The 21,186-nt window shown below is 70.8% G+C and carries 17 protein-coding genes and 1 pseudogene; 13 read left to right on the plus strand and 5 right to left on the minus strand.

The window, feature by feature from the left end:
• Window positions 1-62: 62 nt before the first annotated feature.
• The 3 genes from MXD58_RS00645 to MXD58_RS00655 form a co-directional block, all read right to left on the minus strand.
• A complete protein-coding gene (locus MXD58_RS00645; RefSeq protein WP_250608970.1) occupies window positions 63-716 on the minus strand; it encodes an ABC transporter permease subunit in 654 nt (217 codons plus the stop codon).
• Between the two features lie 206 nt (window positions 717-922).
• A complete protein-coding gene (locus MXD58_RS00650; protein ID WP_248837795.1) occupies window positions 923-1,810 on the minus strand; it encodes an ABC transporter ATP-binding protein in 888 nt (295 codons plus the stop codon).
• Complete coding sequence (locus tag MXD58_RS00655) at window positions 1,807-3,168, minus strand: ABC transporter substrate-binding protein (protein ID WP_308301867.1); 1,362 nt, start codon at window positions 3,166-3,168, stop codon at window positions 1,807-1,809. The genes MXD58_RS00650 and MXD58_RS00655 overlap by 4 nt, the downstream gene beginning before the upstream one ends.
• A gap of 367 nt (window positions 3,169-3,535) precedes the next feature.
• Between MXD58_RS00655 and MXD58_RS00660 the strand changes: the two genes are divergently transcribed.
• From MXD58_RS00660 to MXD58_RS00700, 9 genes are all read left to right on the plus strand, one after another.
• The gene (locus tag MXD58_RS00660; RefSeq protein ID WP_248837794.1) at window positions 3,536-6,865 is read left to right on the plus strand and encodes a sensor histidine kinase; all 3,330 of its coding nucleotides are present in this window, start codon (window positions 3,536-3,538) and stop codon (window positions 6,863-6,865) included.
• Between the two features lie 74 nt (window positions 6,866-6,939).
• Entirely contained in the window at window positions 6,940-7,353 is a 414-nt protein-coding gene (locus MXD58_RS00665; protein ID WP_248837793.1) for a roadblock/LC7 domain-containing protein, read from the plus strand.
• A 49-nt stretch (window positions 7,354-7,402) separates the two neighbouring features.
• Window positions 7,403-7,762, plus strand: a complete 360-nt coding sequence (locus tag MXD58_RS00670) for a DUF742 domain-containing protein (RefSeq protein ID WP_248837792.1) — start codon at window positions 7,403-7,405, stop codon at window positions 7,760-7,762.
• 143 nt (window positions 7,763-7,905) lie between these two features.
• Window positions 7,906-8,841 carry a proline dehydrogenase family protein gene (locus MXD58_RS00675; RefSeq protein WP_248837791.1) on the plus strand — a complete coding sequence of 312 codons (936 nt, stop codon included), beginning with the start codon at window positions 7,906-7,908 and terminating at the stop codon, window positions 8,839-8,841.
• A gap of 22 nt (window positions 8,842-8,863) precedes the next feature.
• The gene (pruA, locus tag MXD58_RS00680) at window positions 8,864-10,531 is read left to right on the plus strand and encodes an L-glutamate gamma-semialdehyde dehydrogenase (RefSeq protein ID WP_248837790.1); all 1,668 of its coding nucleotides are present in this window, start codon (window positions 8,864-8,866) and stop codon (window positions 10,529-10,531) included.
• A 126-nt stretch (window positions 10,532-10,657) separates the two neighbouring features.
• Window positions 10,658-10,894 (plus strand): hypothetical protein, encoded by a 237-nt coding sequence (locus MXD58_RS00685; RefSeq protein ID WP_248837789.1) that lies wholly within the window; start codon window positions 10,658-10,660, stop codon window positions 10,892-10,894.
• 107 nt (window positions 10,895-11,001) lie between these two features.
• A complete protein-coding gene (locus tag MXD58_RS00690) occupies window positions 11,002-11,613 on the plus strand; it encodes a DUF5134 domain-containing protein (RefSeq protein ID WP_250608971.1) in 612 nt (203 codons plus the stop codon).
• 103 nt (window positions 11,614-11,716) lie between these two features.
• Window positions 11,717-12,400 (plus strand): AIM24 family protein, encoded by a 684-nt coding sequence (locus MXD58_RS00695; RefSeq protein ID WP_248837787.1) that lies wholly within the window; start codon window positions 11,717-11,719, stop codon window positions 12,398-12,400.
• Between the two features lie 32 nt (window positions 12,401-12,432).
• Window positions 12,433-14,052, plus strand: coding sequence for a CoA transferase (locus tag MXD58_RS00700; RefSeq protein ID WP_248837786.1), 1,620 nt, complete (start codon window positions 12,433-12,435; stop codon window positions 14,050-14,052).
• A 70-nt stretch (window positions 14,053-14,122) separates the two neighbouring features.
• Here MXD58_RS00700 and MXD58_RS00705 read toward each other — a convergent pair whose 3' ends face one another.
• Complete coding sequence (locus MXD58_RS00705) at window positions 14,123-15,454, minus strand: hypothetical protein (RefSeq protein ID WP_248837785.1); 1,332 nt, start codon at window positions 15,452-15,454, stop codon at window positions 14,123-14,125.
• Between the two features lie 757 nt (window positions 15,455-16,211).
• Between MXD58_RS00705 and bfr the strand changes: the two genes are divergently transcribed.
• The 3 genes from bfr (at window position 16,212) to MXD58_RS00720 (ending at window position 19,450) form a co-directional block, all read left to right on the plus strand.
• On the plus strand, window positions 16,212-16,694 hold the full coding sequence (gene bfr / locus MXD58_RS00710) for a bacterioferritin (protein ID WP_248837784.1): 483 nt from the start codon (window positions 16,212-16,214) through the stop codon (window positions 16,692-16,694).
• Window positions 16,695-17,331: 637 nt separating this feature from the next.
• Window positions 17,332-17,943, plus strand: coding sequence for a superoxide dismutase (locus MXD58_RS00715; RefSeq protein ID WP_248837783.1), 612 nt, complete (start codon window positions 17,332-17,334; stop codon window positions 17,941-17,943).
• A gap of 847 nt (window positions 17,944-18,790) precedes the next feature.
• Entirely contained in the window at window positions 18,791-19,450 is a 660-nt protein-coding gene (locus tag MXD58_RS00720) for an alpha/beta hydrolase (RefSeq protein ID WP_248837782.1), read from the plus strand.
• Between the two features lie 34 nt (window positions 19,451-19,484).
• On the opposite strand, the gene MXD58_RS00725 is transcribed toward MXD58_RS00720, so the two are convergent.
• The gene (locus MXD58_RS00725) at window positions 19,485-20,150 is read right to left on the minus strand and encodes an HD domain-containing protein (protein WP_248837781.1); all 666 of its coding nucleotides are present in this window, start codon (window positions 20,148-20,150) and stop codon (window positions 19,485-19,487) included.
• A gap of 415 nt (window positions 20,151-20,565) precedes the next feature.
• Between MXD58_RS00725 and MXD58_RS00730 the strand changes: the two are divergent.
• A pseudogene (locus tag MXD58_RS00730) lies at window positions 20,566-21,186 on the plus strand (hypothetical protein); the annotation flags it as partial.

Here is a 21,186-nt window from a genome sequence, read left to right on the forward strand (position 1 = left end):
CGGGGCTGGTGCATCCCGGGTGCGGGTCGCCTCGCTGGCGCGGTGATGTCGCCGCCGCGATGTCAGTGGATCTCGACCCCGTACCATCGGCCGGTGACCAGTCGGCTCAGCCAGCCGAAAAAGGTAAAGAACGCCACGCCGAGAAGCGACGCCAGGATGACCGCGCCGAACAGCTGCTCCGACTGCAAACGTGCGCGATACAGGTCGATGAGGACGCCGATCCCAGGGCTGCCCTGCTTGAAGAAGAAGTCTCCGACGACCGCGCCCACCACGGACAGCCCGGCCGACACCTGGAAGCCCGCGAAGGTCGAGGGCATCGCGGCTGGGAGCTGCAGGTGCACCAGCCGGCGCCAGCGGGGGATCTGATGCAGGCGGAAGAGGTCGAGCATTCCCTGATCCACCGACTGAAGACCGAACAGCGTGCTGCTGATCACGGGGAACAGCGCGATGAGGACGCAGACGATGACCCGGCTGGAAAAGCCGTAGTGGAACCAGAAGCCGATGAGCGGCACCATCGCCAACGTGGGAATCGTCTGCAGGATAACGGCGTACGGGTAGACCGACTTCTCGATCCATCTCGCCTGACTCATGGCGATCGCGACCACCATGCCGAGCGCGATGGACACGCAGAGGCCGATCAGCGCCACGGAGGTGGAGAGCCACAAGGCGCGCAGCAGCTGGTCGAGGTTGTGACCATCCAGGAACGCGACCCGCACGACCGCGTCGGGGCTGGGCAGCAGGAATCGGCGGTCCGGATCAAGGATGACCAGGCTGATGAAGTACCAGATCCCAAGAATGATCAGAAACAGCGCAGCCGGCGCGAGACGATCCCGCCGGCTCGCCCGCGGTCGGCCGGCGCGCGGTGACCGCCGGGCACGCAGCCCCCGGCCGATGGCCGGGCGCATGCCGGCTTGAGGCGTGCTCACTCGTCACCACCCTCCCGGAGTCGGTGCGCCACCGCCGCGGTCAGCTCGGTGAAATCACTGCGGAAGCGCAGGTCGGCCGCGCGGGGGTAGCCAAACGGAACCTCGAACTCGGCGATCAGCCGGCCCGGCCGAGGCGACATCACCAGAACCCGGGTAGAGAGGAAGACTGCCTCGGAGACGGAGTGGGTGACGAAGATCGCGGCGGCGAACCGGCGCAGCTCGAACAGCCGCAGTAGTTCGCGGTTGAGCCGCTCGCGCGACATTTCGTCCAGCGCGCCGAAGGGCTCGTCCAGGAGGAACAGACCGGGGGAGAGAACCAGCGAACGGGCAAGCGACACGCGCATCCGCATGCCGCCGGAGAGCGAGCGGGGTCGATGCCGCTCGAAGCCAGCGAGCCCGACGAGCTCGATCATCTCGCTGGCTCGGCGTCGGTGCTCCTCCCGGGACATCCCGGTCAGCTCCGCCAGCATCTCCACGTTGCGTCGCACACTGCGCCAGGGAAGCAGGGTGGGGTCCTGAAAGACGTAGCTGATCGTCTCTGCCGCCACGGTGACGGTGCCCGCCGAGGCGCTCGTCAGTCCGGAGGCCAACCGGAGCAGGGTGCTCTTGCCGCAGCCCGAGGCGCCAACGACGCTGACGAACTCCCCGTCCCGGACCGTGAGGTCGATCGGCGCGAGCGCGACGGTTCCGTCGGGATAGCGCTTCTCGGCGCCGCGGAACGCCACGGCTGCCGCCCCGCCGGAGTACTCCGGACCGGCCTCGTCGCCGTCTGAGCAAGCGCGCGGGGGCGTCGACGGGTCCTCGCCGGGCGGACGGCGGGCCTGCTGGGGGACGGCGTCCTGGTGGGTGGTTGCGGAGCGAGCCGAGTGCGGTCGCCGGCTCATCCGCGGGCCGTGCCGCTCGCCATGGCGGTGGCCGCCGCCAGCGGTGGGGATTGGCTGGCCGGGTCGACGGTCGTTCCGCTCGGTCCCGGCGCCGGCCACCTCTCGGCGGCGGCCAGATCGCGCGGATAGATGGTCGTGAATGTTCTGCCGACGTTCTGCTCGATGAGCGTTGCGGCGAGCACATTCTGGTGGGTTCCGTCGAATCGAACGCCGTTCCAGGGCATGATCGTCGCATTTCCGGGAAGATCCAGCGCGACGAGGGCGGACCGTACATGTTCCCGGTCGGTGCTGTCGGCGTCGGTGATTGCACGCGCAAGGATTGTCACTGTGGTGAACGCCATAGCGGCATCCGTTGTCATGGGAGTTCCGAAGTCCTGCTGATAGCGTTCGATCGTGGCCGCCGCCAGTGGATTGGCCCGCGCGATCGCCAAGGACCATGGCACCAGTCGGCTCACTCGGTCCTCGAAGCCGGGTATGCTGGTCAGTCGCGCGGCCTCGACCGGAGCGCCGTAAACCACGACCTCCGGTGGTAGGTAGCCACCCGCGCGGAAGGCCTCTCCGACTTTTTGGCCGGTACCACTGGACGCGGTCGTCAGTACGACGTCGGGTGCGGCGGTGCGGATTGCTGCCACCGCGGTCGACAGATCGGTGCCCGCCGGTTCGTACGGTGCGGAAGCGACGATTGGATTGCCGGCCTCCTCGGAGAACTCCGACACGGTCGATCGCAGATCGTCGCCAGCGGCATCGTTGCTGTAGAGGACGGCCACCCGGCGGGCGCCCTGTCCCTGCTGCTGGATGTTGCGAAACCGAGACAGGACGGAGCCGCCGTAGTCGGTGGCATCGGGGCCCGCGCGGAAGAACCAGTCCAGGCCTCGTTCCGTAAGCGCTGTCAGCGGAGCGTCGCCGCTGACGAACGGCATCCGCAGTCGTTCCGCCCGCTGGCTGGCGTCCAGCGTGGCATCCGCGTCGAGCGCGCCGACGATCCCGGCCACGTCACGATCGGCCGCCATCCTCGCGGCCTCGTCCGCCGCGTGCTGGCGATCATTTTTGGTGTCCAATGTCACAATAGAGAGTCGGGCCTGTCCGGAGGGTCCCCAGATTTGTCCGGGCTGGTATCCGGGCCACTTTTTTCCGGCGTTGATGAAGCGGCTAGCGAGTTCCGCTCCGCGTTGTGCGTCCCGTCCACCGTCCGAGTCTCCGCCGGTCAGTGGTGCGAGTAGTCCGATCTTGACTATTCCGGAGACATTCGACTGCCGAGAGTCGTCGGCGTCGCTACAGGCCGCAAGGGTCGCGATACACACGAGTGCAAGACCTGTCGCGCACATCCTTCGAATACCGTGGATCATCACGCTCCCCATGCACGCGGCTGTGTGCGGAGTGAAAGCTCCGGCGACCGGCGCCGACACTAGTGGTTTGCGCGGAGCTGTCGACAGCGGGGTTGTATCTAGGCCGGACGATCAGACCACACTCGTCAAGAGCCCCGCTGCAAGTCGACCGTCGGGCGCAAAATAGCCTTTCGGTCTGGTTGACGCGGCACCGATGCGATGGTGGGTCCGAAGGGACGACGCCCACCGCGTTCGGGTTCGACATGGTGCTGTCGACGATCCGGCGATCGAGAGGCGAAGAGGTACGGGACGCGTGATCGAGTCAGGAACAGAGCGGGCGGGAACCGGGGAGCCGATTGGCGTGCCTCGGGACTCCCGCGGTCTGGACTCGCGGGATCCGATGGCAGGCCGTGAAAGGAAAGGGAGCCGCCGCGCCGCGGCACGCCTGCGGCCTCGCCGTCGACCGGGCCTGCGGGACCTGCCCGTCAACGGCAAGCTCTTCGCCGCGCTGGCAGTACCGACGGCAGCGTTTCTGGCGCTCGCGCTGCTGTCGGCGGTCACCTGGATCTCCAGTGCCGCGAGCTACGGCCGTGGGGTGACGGCGGCGAAACTCGGCCTGCAGGTCACGGCCACCGTGCACGAACTGCAGCTGGAACGTGACCTCGCTGTCGGCTTCATCGGCAGCGGTCGGGACACCGACGCGGCCACGTCGCTCACAGGCCGGCTCGGCAGCCAGCGGCGCGCGGTCGACGCCGCGGTCGTCGCGCTGCGCGCGGCCCTGCACGGGTCCGTCGCTGACCTCGGCGCCACGACCAGCACGGTCGCGCGGCGCGTCGGCGTCGGCGTCGATGGGCTGCCGGCGCTACGGCGGTCGGTGCAGTCCGGCGGACTCACCATGGACGCGATCTTCAACCAGTACTCGACCGTGATCACTGACCTGCTGGAGCTGGACCGTCAGATCGGGCAGGGACGTGACAACGGCGACCTTCGCTACTCGGCAACGGTCCTGAACGATCTGTCCACCTTCAAGGAGATCAACTCCCAGGTGCGCGGTCAGCTCTACGCCACGGCCTTCGCCGATCGGTTCGACTTCGGCGCCTCTGACCGCTTCTCCGGGCTGCTCGCGCAGGCGCAGGCCGCCCAGGACGCGTTCCGCGCCGCCGCCCGCCCCGAGGACCGCGCCCGCTTCGACCAGATCGTCAACGGCCAGGCCGTTCTCACGGTGAAACGCATCTCCCAGCGGGCCGTGCAGCGTCAGCGGTTGGATGACCTCGACGTCGACCCCGACCAGTGGTTCGCGGCCAGCACCACGCACATCGAGCTGTTGCGAACCGTCGAGTCGCAGCTTCTCACCAACACCACCCGCTCGGCCGAGCAGTTGCGGACCGACGCGTGGCAGCGGACCGCGCTCATCGCCGCCTTCATTCTGATCATCACGGTCGGGGCGATCGCCTGGACGCTCGCGATCGCACGGACGATGACCGGGCCGCTGCGGCGCCTGCGGGCCGAGGCACTGGACATCGCCGAGGTACGTCTGCCCCGGCTGATCGAGCAGCTGTGGACCTCGGACCTCGACAAGGTCGACGCCACCATCCAGCCGATCGGCATCAACTCCCGCGACGAGATCGGTGAGGTCGCCCACACCTTCGACCAGCTACAACGCGAGGCGGTGCGGCTGGCCACGGAGCAGGCCGGCCTGCGTCGCAACGTCAACACGCTGTTCCTGAGCCTGTCCCGGCGAAGCCAGAGCCTGATCGAACGGCAGATTGCGCTCATCGACCGACTCGAAGCGGCGGAGGAGAACCCGGTTCAGCTGGAGAACCTGTTCAGACTGGACCATCTGGCGACCCGGATGCGCCGTAACAGCGAGAACCTGCTCGTCCTGGCCGGCACCGGGCCGGGACGGCGCCGATCGGGCCCGGTGCCACTCGGGGACGTGCTGCAGGCCGCGCTCGGTGAGATCGAGCAGTACGAGCGGGTGCAGATCGTGGACGTGGCGGAGGCACGCCTGTCCGCTGAACCGGTCAACCACATCGTCCATCTGGTGGCCGAACTCCTGGAGAACGCTGCCCAGTTCTCCCCGCCCTATCTCCCGGTCGACCTGGCCGCCACCGCCGCGGACAACGGCGATCTGCTCATCGTCATCGACGACGGCGGCCTGGGCATGTCCGACCGGGAGCTTGCCGCGGCGAACCAGCGACTCGCCGAGCCGCCGCAGTTCGACTTCGCCATCGCTCAGCGCCTCGGGCTGTTCGTCGTCGCCCGCCTCGCCAGCCGCCACGACATCGATGTCCGCCTGTCCCGATCCGACGCCGGCGGTGTCCGAGCGGCCGTGCGGCTGCCGGCGGCGCTGCGCGCGGGGGCTGCGACGGCCACGGCGCCCTCGTCCGCCCACGGGCAGTCCACCGGGCAGGCCCGATCCCCCGCGACCGCGCGGGGGGAGCTGAACGGTGCGCTCGAAGCCTCCGGCCGCAACGGGCACGCCGCGGCAGCGGAGCAGAACAGCGCCGACCCGCGCGTCGACCAGATCCGCGCCATGGTGGAACACGCCAGCGTCCCATCGCCGCGGGCGGCCGCGGAGCCTGACAGCAGCGGCGGATCGCTGCCCCCACGCGGCAGTGCCAACGGCTACGACACCCATGTCGCCGGGAACGGCATGGCAGTCCTGGACGGCCTCCCCGGTGACAACAACGGAATCTCGGTCACCTCCGGCCGGACGCGGGCGTCAGACGCCGATCAGCCAGGCGCCGGCCCGGCGTCCGCCTCGTCGATCCATTCCCGCGTCCCCGATGACACCGCCAGCTCCGCGCTGGCGAGAGGCACGGACGGTAGTCATGCGGGACGTGGACCCGCGGAGCGCGGGGGCCAGCCCGGCACCGAGACAGAGGCGCCCGCGAGTCTGCCTCCCATCGCTGACGCCGTCGCCGAGCTGGAGCGACGCCGCGTGCGGGCGGAAGGCGGGCGCGGAACGAACAGCGCTCGGTCGGACCCGGATGCCCACCCGCCTACCAGCCTGGTGGCGGATCGGGCCGGTGCGGACGCCGGGCCACGGGTCGCCTACGAGCCGGCGGCCGGTGTGCCGGCGGCCGGCCCGGGGCCTGACACGGCGTCGACGGTCACACCACCGGTCGTGTCCGCGGCCGCCCGCCGCTGGACCGAACTCGTGCGGGAGGCGGCGGCGGAGGCGTTCCCGCGCGCGGCGTCAGACGAACCGTTCGACTGGTTCACCGACGCCGAGGCAGCCAGCGGCTCGGATCAGGTCCCGGCGGCGACAGCTGGGGCGGAGCCGGCTTCGTGGTGGAACAGCACGCGGGCACAGGCCGGGTTCCCGGCCGTGCCGCCCGATGCCGCCGGCCCCATCCCGCTACCGGCACCGGCCGCGGCGAGTGATTCGGCCGCGAGCGCCGTCGACATCCCCTGGCCTGCGGGCGGCGTCGCGTCGGCGCCCGCCGACATGAGTGCTTCCCGGTCCACCACGGTGTCAGGGCTTCCGGTTCGCACCCCGCGGACGCAGCCGTTCGCCCTGCAGGCACCGCCGCCGCCACCCGCGGCCGCCGGGCCGGCGGAGCCCAACCCGTTCTTCGGTTCCGTCGCGAGTGGCGAGCCGGGGACCGGCGGAGACGAGGCGGACGCGCCCGAGTGGATCAGAGGGCGGCTGACCAGGCTGTACGAGGGTGTCCACCATGCCCGGGGGAACAGTCCAGTGCTGGACGACGATGCCGATGGATGAACCCGGCCGCGCGTCGTGCCGTAGCTGACCCCTGATGTCACCGCCGATCACCACCGGCAGTCTGGAGGACCCTCGTGACCCTGGACAACACGAACCCCTCACTCGACTGGCTCATCAACAACTTCGTGGACTTCGTTCCCGGCGTGGGGAACGCGATCCTCGCCTCGTCGGACGGACACCTGCTCGCGGTGTGCGCTGGATTCCCCCGTGAGCGGGCCGTACAGCTGGGCACCATCGCCTCCGGCCTGTTCAGCCTCACCACGGCCGCCGCGGAGTTCTCCGACGGCGGGCGGGTGACGCAGACGATCGTGGAGATGCCGCAGGGGTCACTGTTGCTCATGGCGGTGGGCGAAGGCTCCTGCCTTGCGGTGCTCGCCTCCAACACCTGTGACATCGGCCTGGTCGGATATGAGATGACGGTGCTCGTCGCCAGGACCCGGGAGGCGTTGACTCCGGCGCGGCGGGCCGATACGCGCGAAAGGGTGTGATCGTTGGTCGCCGGCCGACGCCCGCACGTCCTGATGGCGGGGTGAGCGGATGAACGGGAATGCGCCCGAGCCATCGGGGGAACTCGTGCGTCCCTACACGGCGACCCGTGGTCGGGCACGGCCGTCCCGGCTGCTCGCGCTCGAAGCGATGGTGACCACGACGCCACAGGGTTTCGCACGGATGCCCGGGCTGTTGCTGGAGCAGAAGTCGATCGTCACCATGTGCGTGCGACCACAGTCCGTGATCGAGGTGGCGGCGGCGCTTCGTCTGCCGGTGGGCGTGGTGCGGGTGCTGGTGTCGGACGCGGCGGCGGAGCGGCTGGTGGACATCTCCCAACTGAGCACACCGACGGGCGCGCCCGAGCTGGACCTGCTGGACCGGGTGCTGACCGGACTGCGCCGACTCTGATCCGGCGGGCCGGGAACGGTCGGCACGCGCGGACCGGGGTGGACCCGCGGGGCCGCGCGCACCGACTGGACAGCCGGACCCTCCTCCGTGATGCTACTTATTGTGATGGGTAGATCGCTTGGGGTTCGGGTCTGGGGGTCGCGATGATCCGTGATCTCGTGCCCCGCGTTGTCTCCACCGCACCGGTGCGCGCCGGGCTCGCCCGCGGCCCGCTGTCCAACGCCTTCGTCGACCGCTTTGTGGCGGGCCCCGCCGAGACTGACGCGGTCAGGGGCGTCGACCGGCTGGCCGGGCTGAGACTGAGGGCTACGGTCGACCGCCTCGGTGAAGGCGTGACCGAGGCCGGGGAGGCGCTTGCCGTCGTGGGGGCCTACCGCCACCTGCTTGACCTGGCCGATCAGGCCGGGCTCGCCGATGGCCTCGACCTGTCCGTGAAACTGTCCGCCCTCGGTCAGGCCGTGCCGCGAGACGGCCGCAAGGTGTCCTACGAGAACGCCGCCGAGATCGCCGCCCGGGCCGCGGCGGCGAACGCCACCGTAACGGTGGACATGGAGGACCACACCACCACCGACGCGACGCTGGACACGGTGGGGGAGCTGCGACGTGACTTCCCGACGGTCGGTGCCGTCCTCCAGGCCCAGCTGCGGCGCACCGAGGCCGACTGTCGTGATCTTGCCGGGGACGGCTCGAGAGTGCGCCTGTGTAAGGGCGCGTACCGGGAGCCCGCTGCCGTCGCACACCGGGATCGCCCCGCCGTTTCCGCCGCCTACGCGCGCTGCCTGGGCATTCTCCTGTCCGGGAGCGGATACCCCATGATCGCTACCCATGATCCCGCCCTGATCTCGATCGCGGGCCACCTCGTGCACGCCCAGGGAAGAGCACCGGAAAGCTACGAGTACCAGATGCTGTACGGGATTCGCCCAGTCGAGCAGCGGCGTCTCGCCGCGCGGGGAGCGACCGTTCGGATCTACCTTCCCTACGGCCCCGACTGCGTGCCCTATCTGTCCCGGCGGATCGTGGAAAGACCCGCCAACCTGCTGCTCGCACTCCGCGCAATGGGCGCTCGCCGGATGGGATGACCCGGTGATGGTCCGCGCCGCCGTGCCTAACGCCGAGAACGAGCCGACCCGCGGTTACGCGCCGGGCTCGGCGGAGCGGGCCGGTCTTCGCCGTGCGCTGCTGCGCCTGGGCGGGGAGCACCTGGAGCTGACCAACACGATCGGCGGGCGAACTCGCCCCGGTGGTGGTGCGACCCGCGAGATCGTCCAACCGCATGCGCGCCGGCGGGTGCTCGGCACCCTGCGGGAGAGCACCCACGCCGATGCCGCCGCGGCTGTAGCGGCGGCCAAGGCGGCCGCGCAACCGTGGCGCGAGGTCGGTTTCACGCAGCGCGCGGCGGTGTTCCTGCGTGCCGCCCAGGCGCTCGCCGGGCCCTGGCGTGACACCCTCAACGCGGCGACGATGCTTGGCCAGTCGAAGACCTGCCAGCAGGCCGAGATCGACGCCGCCTGCGAACTGATCGATTTCTGGCGGTACAATGTCATGTTCGCCGCCGAACTGCACGACGCGCAGCCGCGCAGCGCCGCCGGCGAGTGGAACCGGCTCGACCTGCGTCCCCTGGAGGGCTTCGTCTACGCGGTCACGCCGTTCAACTTCACCGCCATAGCCGGAAACCTGGCGACAGCGCCGGCGTTGATGGGGAACACCGTCGTGTGGAAACCCGCCCCGAGCCAGGCATTCGCCGCCCATTTCCTGATGCGGCTGCTCGAGAACGCCGGTCTGCCACCAGGGGTGATCAACGTGGTGGGCGGGTCGGGGGAGCCGGTCAGTGAGGTCGTCTTCGCCGACCCGGAGCTCGCCGGCGTCCACTTCACCGGATCCAGCACCGTCTTCGCCCGGCTGTGGCGATCCGTCGCCACCAATCTGGACGGCTACCGCGGCTATCCCCGGATCGTCGGCGAGACCGGCGGCAAGGACTTCGTGGTCGCGCATCCCTCCGCCGACGTCGACGTGCTGCGCACCGCGCTGGTGCGGGGAGCTTTCGAGTACAGCGGCCAGAAGTGCTCGGCGGCGTCCCGTGCCTACGTGCCCGCAAGCCTGTGGCGGCGGATGGACGCGGAACTCGCGGCGGCCACCGAGGCGCTGTCGGTCGGCGACATCAACGACTTCGACCACTTCACCGGCGCGGTGATAGACGCCCGTGCCTATGCGCGACTGGCCGCTGCCTGCACCCGGGCCGCCAGCGACGCCACCGTCACGGTCCTCGCGGGCGGGCACTGCGACGACTCCACCGGCTGGTTCGTCCGACCGACGATCCTGGTCGGTACGGACCCGGGCCGCGAGTGGTTCACGCGTGAGCTGTTCGGCCCGATCCTCGCCGTCCACGTCTACGACGACAGCCGCGCCGGGGCGTGGGATGAGGTCCTGAGGCTCGTTGACGCGACCAGTGAGTACGCGCTGACCGGGTCGGTCATCGCCACGGACCGGGCGGCGATCGCGCGAGCCGAGCACCTCCTGCGGTTCGCGGCCGGGAACTTCTACATCAACGACAAGCCGACCGGCGCGGTCGTCGGGCACCAGCCCTTCGGTGGGGCGCGCAGATCGGGCACCGACGACAAGGCGGGATCGGCCCAGAACCTGATGCGCTGGGTCAGCCCGAGGATCGTCAAGGAGAATCTCAGCCCGCCGGTCGGGCACGACCATCCCCACATGGGACGTCCTCCGTTCACCTCCGCCGCCGCGGTCCCGGTCGACACCGGCCCCGGCTAGCCGCCGCGGCCGGCCCGGGACCGTGACGAGGCCGACATCTGCCGACCGTTGATAAACGCAGGGACGACGAGATCGACGGACCATAAACTTCGGCTGTCCGGTCCACCAGATCATCCAGGAGACGTCATGCCGGCTGCCGAGCGCGCGCGCCACCTTCTGACCTTCTGCGGCAAGTGCGACTGCGGCTGCCCGGAGCTACTGGTCGACCACGAGGCGCCCGCCGAGCGCCGCATCGTGATCACCGATGACTTCGGTCAGCGCATCCAGATGAGCGTCGAGCAGCTCGAGGCGATCGTCGAGGAGGCCCGCGCCGGCCGGATCACCGAGCTGGTCATCGCGGAACTCGCGCTGGGCGTGCGCTGAGTGCCCCGACGCCGATCCCGTCCCGCCGCGCGGCGGAGGCCGGCACGTGACGGTGCTGACGGGCCTGTGGCTTCTCCGGCAGGCGTGTGCCGCCTGCCCCGACCCTGGTGACGCATCATCACGTCCTCCTGCGATCGCCGCAGCTGCCCACCGCGGTCACGCTCGTGGCCGCGACGCTCACCGCGATCGTGGCGGCCTGGCATGCGGCGCGGATTCTGGGAGATGACGGTGGAGCCGCCCACCTGCCAGGATCGGCTCGCCGCCTGCGGCGAGGGCATGTGGTGTTCGTCCCCGCGGAGTTCGGCCACCTGGCCGTCGCGACCGGCATGGTCGTCATGTTCGTCGGTCCGGGCGCGTGGGTCTCCTCCGGGGCGTTCGCCCTCGGCTTTCTGCTTCTCGCCGGGCTCTTCCTGCTCCTCGTCCTGACGCATCCGGCCTGCTGCGAACCGGCGAGATGGTCGTGCTGCTCGATGCTGGTGATCGAGGCGCTGGCGATGTCCTGCATGTCCCGGGCCGGTCGATGGCCGGTGGGCGAGTTCGACGGTCTGGATGATCTCTCTGGCTGGTTCACCGTCGTCTTCGCCGCGTCCGCGATCGCCGCGGTCGGCGGGCCGCTCATGCGGCGGGCCCTGTCCGGCCGTTCCCCCGGCCACCGCCCGGTCACGCCCGTCACCTCCAGGGTCGTGATGGCCGCCGGCATGCTCCTGATGCTGCGGTAGCCACCGGCAGGTGCCGCCAGGACGACCGGCGCCACCAGGGACAACCGGCGGATGGCTGGTCGGGTTGGCCGCGGCTGGCGATCCGCGCGGGTTCAATGGGGAGATGACACGTCCCCTGGGAGATTTCGCGGCCGGCCAGCCGGCCGGACCACCCTTCGCCCTCGAGGAGGGCGAGCGGATGCTGCGCGTGCGTCTCGACGGCGGCACGGTCTATGCCAAGCAGGGTTCGATGGTCGCCTACCGCGGCCGGGTCGACTTCGCCTACAAGGGTCAGGGCGTCGGTGGCTACCTGCGGCGCGCGGTCACCGGTGAGGGCCAGGACCTGATGAAGGCCGAGGGCCGGGGCACCGTCTGGTTCGCGGAGTCCGGCAGCCACATCTCGGTCTTCAACCTCGACCGGGACGCGCTGACGGTCAACGGCCGTAGCCTGCTGGCCCTGGAGTCCGGGGTGAAGTACAAGGTCACCTCCACCTCGGGGGGCCTTGGCGCGATGATCGCCGGAGGGATGTTCAACACGGAGGTGTCGGGCACCGGCGGTGTCGCCGTGCTGTGCCTCGGGTCTCCGCTGGTCCTGTCGACCGACGAACCGGTCTGCGTCGACCGCGACGCCGCGGTCGCCTGGACGGCCGGCGTCCGGACCAGGATCGTCTCCACCTTCAAGCTGGGGAACCTCGTGGGCCGCAGGTCCGGGGAGCTCGCCCAGATCGAGTACTCCGGCCGGGGTGGATTCGTCGTCGTCCAGTGCGGCGAGATTCCGGCGGCGGGGACCGCCCCCGACAAGGCCTGATCCGCCGTACCGACCCCGCACCGGGAGCTGTCGTGCCCACGCCAGGAGTACAGCCGCCGACCGGCGACGCGCTGCCCGCGGACCACACCGGGCCTGCGCCCACGTCGCTCGTCGACCCCTCGACGCGACGCGAACTCGACGACCTGTCCGGCGTTCTTGCCGCTCAGGGCCTCGGCGTTCGGAGCATCGATGGTCGCGGGGAGCGGGCGGGCGGCCCGCCGACGGCGGGCCAGGGAGGCTCCGCTGCCGGCCTACACGCGTTGGGCTGGGCGGCCAGCGGGCTGATGTGGCTGACCGGGATGCCGGGGCGGGCACCGTTGGTGCCCGACGGCCCGGTCCTCGACCGCGCGCGGGCGGCGGCGTGGCTGTTCACGTCGCTGTCCGCGCGGCTCGGCTGCCGCGTCGACCTCGACGTCGCTCGCCTGCTCGGCGGCCGGGCCGCGTTGATGGGGCTGCGCCGCGCAGGAGTGTCCTCGGCCAACGGAAGCTGCCGCCTGCTGCGGGCCGCGGACACCTGGATCGCGGTCAGTCTCGCCCGGCCGCACGACGTGGATGCTCTCGATGCCCTCCTCGGAGCCCTCGGCGACCAGGCGGGGCCAGCCATGGCCCGCCCACGCCTCGCCGACACAGCGTGGACCGACCTGGCCCGCGGGGTGTCCGGCGCGGCGGCCTCCGACGTGATCCAGATCGCGCGGCTGCTGGCTATGCCGGCTTCGGTACTGCGCACGGATCGCCGACCGGTGCCGTTCCGTTCACTGCCGGTTGCGGACGCCCGACCCGCGCGCCGCACCGCGCCGCACCGGGCCGCGCCCCGCCGCGACGAGCGGGGTGCTCCTGATCGCCGCCCGCTCGTCGTCGACCTGTCCGCGATGTGGGCCGGGCCGTTGTGCGCGCACCTGCTGGGACGGGCCGGACTGCGCGTGGTCAAGGTGGAGAGTAGTAGCCGCCCCGATGGTGCGCGGGGCGGCGACCCGGCCTTCTACGACTGGCTGCACAGGGGGCACGAGAGCGTCGAGCTCGACTTCGCCGCGCCGCGTGGCCGGACGTTGCTGCGGCGTCTGGTGGACCGGGCGGATGTTGTCATCGAGTCGTCACGCCCGCGTGCCCTCGCCCAGCTCGGGCTCGACGCGCGTGGGCTTGTCGCGGCCCGACCCGGCAAGGTCTGGATCAGCATCACCGGTTACGGTCGGACTTTCGGCGCGGAGGATCAGACACCGGACCCGGTCGCGTTCGGTGATGACGCCGCCGTGGCCGGTGGCCTCGTGGCCTGGGAGCGCACGGATCACGCCACGAGCCCGGTCTTCTGCGCCGACGCGATCGCTGACCCGCTGACCGGCCTGTTCGCCGCGGTCGCGGCGGCCGGCTCGCTGCTCGCCGGGGGTGGTCACCTCCTCGACATCCCTCTGCGGGACGTCGCCGCCTGGGTCGCCGCCCCGGCCGGCACCGACGATCGTGATCGACACGGCCGGGCGCTTCCGTGGCGGGTGACCGGGTCCGATCAGGCGGGTTGGACGGTGCATCATGGTTCTGTCAGCCAGCGCGTCCTGCCGCCGCGGACGCCGCGGTCGGACAGCACGGTCGCGCCCCCTGCACGAGCCGCCCCGGCCGGTGCGCATACCCAGATCGTGCTCGAGCGGATGGGCCTGATCTGAACAGGGCGGACCGGGTCCGCGTGGGCGCGGGCGCCCGGGTCCGCGTGGGAGACGGGGCCGCGTGGACGACTCAGCCGTCGCGGGGGCGCCTGGCTCGGCCTGACCGCGAGGTGGACGGGGCGCCCCGTCGACGGCCGCGTGGTCGGTTCGCACCGGACCCGGCGCCCGGCGCGTACTCGCGGCCGGACCCCGCTCGCGCAGCGGGATCCGCTCCCGGCGGATGATCCGCATCGATCTCCCCAGCGCTGGTCGGTCCCCGAACGCGGCCGTCGTCCGGCTCGGGCGGCGACGGTGTGAGGCCGTCGACGACGGGCTCCGTCGGGCTGTCGTCGCCGAGGATCCGGCCCGCTGGTGGGGAGCCGACGGGAAGGCTTCCGCCCACGCCGGAGCTAGGCCGGCTCGCCCATCCGATCTCCGTTGCGGCGTCGAAGAAGGAGTCGTCGAGGTGCGGCTGGGAGCTGACTGTCGGTAGGTCGTGCGCTGGCCTGGGACGCGGTGTACCGGCGACGCGGGATCCGATCGGCGCCGCGGCCTGCGACAACAACGGGTCCGCTGCCTGCGGGGGGGCGGCGAGGTCGCTGTCGGCGCTGTGACGCCGACGTCGGTCGGGATCGGGCCGGGCGGCGTCTGTCAGCGGACCGACGGCAGCGGGGACGGGCGCACTGCCGTCGGCGGTGACCTGGGCCGGCGGGCCCGCGCTGACGAGATGCCAGGCGACCACGGCGAGCCCGACCAGCCACACGTACCAGACCAGCTGGCCGATCACCCGGACGGTGATCGCCACGTCGATGCCGAACGGCAGGAGCGTTCCGCCCAGGATCCCGCAGGCGGCCAGCCCCCCCCACCCGGCGAGCGCGATCGCGGCGAGGCGCGTGGAGATCGCACGCCCAGGCACCCCGCGGAGCAGGCCTGAACGGGCCGCCTGGGCCAGCAGCGCGAACGTCCAGCCCGCCGTCAGCAGGCAGGCCAGCACTTCGCCCACCATGACCCCGAACAAGGTTCGCGCCGTGTCGAAGGAGGCCAGAGCATGTTCCGCCTCGGTCGGAATCGCGGCTCGGCGGGCCAGCGCCGGTACTGATACCAGCCAGAACAGCACACCCGTGAGCTGGGCGCCGGCGGCTGCGGCCGCCAGCACCATCAGCAGCGGGCGGTGCGGCCCCGGGGGCAGGAGACGGAGAAGTCCCACCGTGATCGGCACGAGCAGACCGCCGGCGATGCCGGCGAGGACCAGCCCGGCGCCGATCGAGAGTCCGTGGTCCCGCACGGCGGCGAGCGTGCCCGCGGTCGACGCTGTGAGGACGTCGGGATAACCCAGCGCGCGGCGCAGGGCGGTCAGCCCCAACGCTCCGCTCACCGCGCAGACGAGGAGCAGGGTGGCGGTGGGGCGCTGACCCGTCGACACGGACGTCGCACCTCCCCGACCTCTCCGGGCTGGCGACTGCGCCAGTGGGCGGCATCGGCCTGGCGGCGCCCGCGTCTCCCGCCCCCCGCAACAAGAACGTCACGTATCGTAGTCGAACATGGGGGTGGCGGGCCTGTCGGGGGCAGCGGGGGTAGGACACGTTCCACCATGTCCCCCCGTGGCGCGCGGACCCGCCACGATCATGGTCGCGGTAGGCAGGGTCGTCCGGCATCGCGCGGGCACTGAGGTATCACGAGCGGTTACCTGGCGCACGGCGGAAGGCTCGTCGACTTCGACGACCGGCGCCGCGCCGTGGACCAGATTGATGATTTCTATCTCGGTTTCGGTGCGGGCTCCCATGGCCGAGGACCGCCGGAGAGTGGTATTCAGCCGTGCGCGGCGACACTCACAGCTAATAGCGGACAGCTGGTCCGGCCGCCTTGATTGAGGTGGATCGTCCGTTCGTGTGTACCACCTCTGGGTAGGCTCCCCTAACTTCGGGCAGCCTTACCTGTATTGCTGTCGCGAAGACGGGGTGGCGCGGGCGTCCCCAGCTCCCTGCGAATTCCCTATCTATGTGATTTGCTGAGGCCGAGAGGTTCGTGTGTCCGACCGCTCCGACCGCCCTGCGGCCACGTCGTCGCAGATCGTTCGGGTTCCGGCAGCGGGCAGACGGCCCGGTGCGACGGGGACCGAACCACCTCACGCCCCGTGGGGAGGCTCGGTCGGAGACGGTTGGCGGAAAGGTGTTGGACTGATGGTGACCCGTGGTGACGCGGAAATCATAGAAGTACTAAACAGTGTTCTGACGAACGAGCTGACGACGATCAACCAGTACTTCCTGCACAGCCGGATGCAGCGGAACTGGGGCTACCGGCGGATCGCCGAGCACTATTACCACGAGTCGATCGACGAGATGAAGCACGCCGATAAGCTTATCGAGCGGATCCTTTACCTCGGCGGCCTGCCGAATCTGCAGCGGCTGCACACGCTGCGTATCGGCGAGACGGTTCCCGAGCAGCTCGAGATCGACCGTAACGGAGAGGTCGACGCCGTCGATCTGTTGCGTCGAGGCATCGCGCTGGGCCGGGAGCGCGGCGACGTGGGCTCGGCGGTGTTGCTGGAGGACATCCTCGTGTCCGAGGAGGAGCACATCGACTGGCTTGACGCGCAGCTCGAGCTGATCTCGCAGCTGGGTGCGGCCAACTACCTCAGCCAGCAGATTCACGAGGACGACTGACGCGTCCGGCACGGTGGCCGGGCCCGGGCATCACTCCCGGGCCCGGCCGGTGCCCGGCTGGCGCAGGTACGGCGCCGCGCCCCGAGTTCGTCAATCATCGGTGTCCGGCCGTGGTGGCCCGTCCTTACCGCCGGGCCGCCGCATCGGGGTGAGCGTGAAGTGGTGGGGGCATCGGGATCCGCGGCGAACCCGAAGACGCTGGCCGATCCGGACTTGGCGCGGCGGGGGAACGGTGCCTGGCCGGTAATGCCCGCGTGTCCGGTGGTTGACCGGCGTTGCCCGGGGCACGTTCCGACGCGGAGCCGGAATACCACGCCCGCTACACTTTCGTCACTGGGTGTGCTACCGGCGGCGGTGCGGTTCCAACCCGGATGATGGTGTCCGGTCTCGCTATGCAGGACCGATCCTCCTGGCGATAGGGTTCAGGCGGGGGGATCGCAGCACCTGACATCGACGTCCGCAGGGTGCCGTCGCGGCGGCCGGTAGGGAGGAGGGCCTGATCATCGCCAGGCCTGTCCCGCTGTCGCCGTCCCGCCAGGTGGTCGTGGATGTCGCCGAACCGCCCACCTGAACCGCCGGGAGTCCCCACTCGGGTGCCCCCGGACGAATCCCTTGGAAACGAAAGGATCGTGCTCTAGTGGCGACGTACACGCTGCCGGACCTGAAGTACGACTATGGCGCGCTGGAACCGTCCATCATCGGGCAGATAGTCGAACTGCACCATGACAAGCACCACGCGACCTATGTCAAGGGTGCGAACGACACGCTGGAAAAGATCGCCGAGGCCCGCGACAAGGGTGACTTCGGGTCGATCGTCGGTCTGGAGAAGACGCTCGCGTTCAACCTCTCCGGGCACATTCTGCACTCGATCTACTGGGAGAACCTGTCTCCGGACGGCGGTGACAAGCCGGACGGCGCGCTCGGCGACGCCATCGCCGCCGACTTCGGGTCCTTCGATGGCTTCAAGGCGCAGCTGAACGCCGCGACCACGACGGTGCAGGGCTCCGGCTGGGGCGTGCTGGCCTACGACGCCACCGCTCAGCGGCTGCTCGTCGAGCAGGTGTACGACCACCAGAGCAACGTGGGTGTCGGCAACACGCCGCTGCTCGTGTTCGATGCCTGGGAGCACGCCTGGTACCTGCAGTACAAGAACGTCAAGGTCGACTACGCGGCCGCCTTGTGGAACATCGTCAACTGGGCTGACGTGGCCGCGCGTTACACCAAGGCCAAGGGCGCCGCGGCTCTCTGAGAGCGCTGTCCCTGCCCGAGTAGTCGGGCCTGAAGTTCGGCTGATCCCGTCAGCCGCGCGACGTGGCGCTTCGGCACTCGCCGAGGCATACGTGTGGGCATGGCAAGGGCCTCCGGCGACGGACGTCCTTGCCATGCCCCCACGCGGATGTTGCTGTGAGATATGGCATATCGGCGCCGCCTTGACGGATGTCTCTGGGCTACTCAGGGTAGTAGACATGTCTGTGGACGTGCATCGGTCCGTTCGACGGCCACGCGAGGCCCACTCGTCGCCATCCTGTTCCACGCGACACTGTCGCTGATTCACGAGACCGCGCCCGCGGCAACCGTCCCGCGTTGGCTGCCACTGCTGTTCCGAGCCGACTCCGCGAATCTGTTCCGTCGCCTCTCGCCAGCCTCTCTCGACGGCGGGAGAGTCGGCCGCCCGCGGTTCTCGACTCCGCACCGTGGGGACCGGTAACTGCCGGGTCCGCGGCAGCCTTGCTCGGCGGTCACCACGCGCCGTGGTCCGGGCGATAGATCATCTCGTCTTCCTAGCAGCGCCGGACAGTCGGGCCACGGCCCGCGAACGACCCCGTGTTCTGGTCGCGGCCGGCGCGAAGATCTCCTGCATGCTTCTCCTACCGCCGCGCCCCGCGGCACGTCCGGCCCCAGGCCGTGGCGACCCGATCCTCGCGAAGGAGTGCCAGGCGCCGATGAAGTCGCCGAGCCGCCCGCCGTTCCGAGCCATCCCCGAGACCGGGGCCATCACGCACGCCGCGCACCCGGTGCCAGCCCAGCCGGCTGTCAGCGGACCGACCGCGGCGGACGCGCCCGCACGCCGAGATCCACACGTACCGCCCCCGCGCATGGCCGCTCGCCTGGCGGCCGGCGAGCCGTGGGCGCCCGTCGCGACCGCTCCCATCAGGGCGTCTGCGCTGCCTGGACGCACCGACTCGGAGATCAGGTCCGTCGTCGCCGCCCTGCCGGGCCGCGGCGAGGACCTAGCGGCCTTCGCGGCCCTCGGGGAGCGACTCGCCCTGGACGGCCACCGCCTCATCACCATCACCGGCGGAGCCAGTCGGATCCCCGCCATCGTGGAGACCCGAGTCCCGGGAGTGCCGTTCGTGCTGCTGGGCTCCGACACCGGAGCGCTCGCCGCGGTGGCGATGGCCGGCTCACCCGCCGTCCGACCCGACGCGCTGGTTCTTCTCGCCATGCCGTTGCTGCACGTGACAGTGGCGGGTCTGCCGCTGGAGGACCCGTCCCCACGGATCCTGCCGGACCTGCCGATCCTGCTGATGCACGGAGCCGACGACGAGGTGAGTCCGCTGCCACTGGTCCGGATGACCACCCGGACCGCTCGGCAGGCCGACCTTGAGGTTCTGCCCGGTGGCCATGATCTGCTGACTGGTCCGGGCCGGCGTTGCGTGGCGGCGCGGACACTGCTGTTCCTGGAGGAACTGAAGGCGGGCACCAGCGTGCCGGCGCAGATGGCACTGGCCCCGTACACCTCGCCGATCGTCTGAGCGCCGCGGGCGGGCCTCGGCCGGCCCGGCGGGTTCAGGGCAGGAGGTAACCTCGGCGGACCGCCTCATCGATCATGATCCGGATGTACTCCCACAGGGCACGCGACCCGCTCGCGATGACCTCCTGATGGGCCAGGACATCGGCCCTGGTCACCCGGTGCGCGCGCCAGCTCCGGCCGCGGGTGTGGAAGTTCAGCAGCAGTGGCTGGACCCGGTCCAGCGCGCGGGCGAACTGTGCGTCAGGTGTGCGGCGAGCCTCGAACTCGTCCCACATCGCCCGCAGCGGGACCGCCTGGTCCGCCGGCAGCTGCGGAAACAGCCGATCGGCGGCGGCCCGCTCGCGTTCCTCCTGGTCCGCGGCGGCCTCCACGTCGTACAGGAAGGTGTCACCGGCGTAGACCTCGACCAGGTCATGGATCAGCAGCATGCGGATGACGCGGGCCTGGTCGACCTCCGCGGCCGCGTACTCGCCGAGCACAACGGCCAGCATGGCCAGATGCCAGGAGTGTTCCGCGTCGTTCTCCCGGCGGGACAGGTCGATCAGATGGCTCTGTCGCAACACGGACTTGAGCCGGTCGATCTCGACCAGGAAGGCGACCTGACGGGCGAGACGACCGTCGGTGATGCCCGCCGGGGGAGCGACGGGTCCGTCGGGCGACGTCGCCGCGTCGTGGTCGGGCGCGGGCGAACTCGACGACACGCTGATCCTTTCGTTCTTCCCGGGCGTCCGGCGTGATGGCCTGGGCATCCGGCCTGTCACACCGGCTTTGGGCCGCTGGCGCTGGTTCTCGCCAGTATGGAGCGTTCGCGCTTGGCGGGCTGGCGACAACCGGCAACGCCGGACCTGGGCCGGTGGCGGCACGGCGACGGCCTGGTGCGGCCCCGGTCTTCCCGGGCGAAAACCCGCACGCCCTCACAGGATCGCGGGTGCATGCGTACGCTCTGTGAGCGTGACTGTCGTCGTGTCGCCGCCGAGTGGGGAGCCAGAGGTTCCGGGCCGGCCGCGCCTGCGGCGACGGTCCACGGGGTCGGATTCGGACGGCCCGCGCCGCCGGTGGGTGCGGCCGGTGGGAACGCAAGGCTCAGGCCGGCCGCATCCACGCGGAATCGCTCGCGTGACGCCGGTGGCGCGCGCGATCGTCGCCCGTTGCGACGCGATGGTGACCTTGGTCGGGCTGCTCGCGGTGCTGGTGATGGCCCTCGGCCTGTTCGGTGTGACGCTGCGCAGTGTGGTCGCCCACCGTCTCGACGCGACGGACGATCTGGTGACACGCCAGGGCCAGGCGCTGGCCACCGCGCAGGAGCTGCGGTCCGCGTTGTCCCAGGCCGACGCCGCCGCCGCCGGTGAGGTGTTCGCCTCCGTCGAGCTCCTGGTGGACCGCGGTGAGCCGGCGGCGCAGCTACGGCAGCGCTATGACGACATCAAGTCCGGTGCCTCGTTCGAAGGCAGCGTCGCCGAGTCCGCCCGTGACGTCCTCGACCTTCGCCGGCTTGACCCCGCACTGTGCCCGTCCGGCGCCGGTGTCGGGATCGGACCGGCGATGTCCATGTCGGCGGCCGACGCCACCGACGAGGACGACCCGGGCGCCGCGGCGGGCGACGTTGATGATCTGACGGCTGTCGGGGCGCCGCCGGACCGGTCCGGTCAGGCCGGTGGAATGGAACCGCCCTGGTCGGACCGGGCGCCCGCGCCCGCGGCGCCGACCTCCGACAGCGAGGCCGCCTCGGCCGCGGGC

The organism is Frankia sp. AgKG'84/4 (genome assembly GCF_023242965.2).
In the GTDB taxonomy this organism is placed as follows: Bacteria; Actinomycetota; Actinomycetes; order Frankiales; family Frankiaceae; genus Frankia.

Excerpts from the sequence above, each read along its gene's own strand:
- MXD58_RS00685 (WP_248837789.1), top strand. The coding sequence starts at position 10,658 with ATGCCGGCTGCCGAGCGCGCGCGCCACCTTCTGACCTTCTGCGGCAAG.
- MXD58_RS00650 (WP_248837795.1), bottom strand. The coding sequence starts at position 1,810 with ATGAGCCGGCGACCGCACTCGGCTCGCTCCGCAACCACCCACCAGGAC.
- MXD58_RS00695 (WP_248837787.1), top strand. The coding sequence starts at position 11,717 with ATGACACGTCCCCTGGGAGATTTCGCGGCCGGCCAGCCGGCCGGACCA.
- bfr (WP_248837784.1), top strand. The coding sequence starts at position 16,212 with ATGGTGACCCGTGGTGACGCGGAAATCATAGAAGTACTAAACAGTGTT.
- MXD58_RS00660 (WP_248837794.1), top strand. The coding sequence starts at position 3,536 with ATGGCAGGCCGTGAAAGGAAAGGGAGCCGCCGCGCCGCGGCACGCCTG.
- MXD58_RS00720 (WP_248837782.1), top strand. The coding sequence starts at position 18,791 with ATGGCCGCTCGCCTGGCGGCCGGCGAGCCGTGGGCGCCCGTCGCGACC.
- MXD58_RS00655 (WP_308301867.1), bottom strand. The coding sequence starts at position 3,168 with ATGGGGAGCGTGATGATCCACGGTATTCGAAGGATGTGCGCGACAGGT.
- MXD58_RS00670 (WP_248837792.1), top strand. The coding sequence starts at position 7,403 with ATGAACGGGAATGCGCCCGAGCCATCGGGGGAACTCGTGCGTCCCTAC.
- MXD58_RS00675 (WP_248837791.1), top strand. The coding sequence starts at position 7,906 with ATGATCCGTGATCTCGTGCCCCGCGTTGTCTCCACCGCACCGGTGCGC.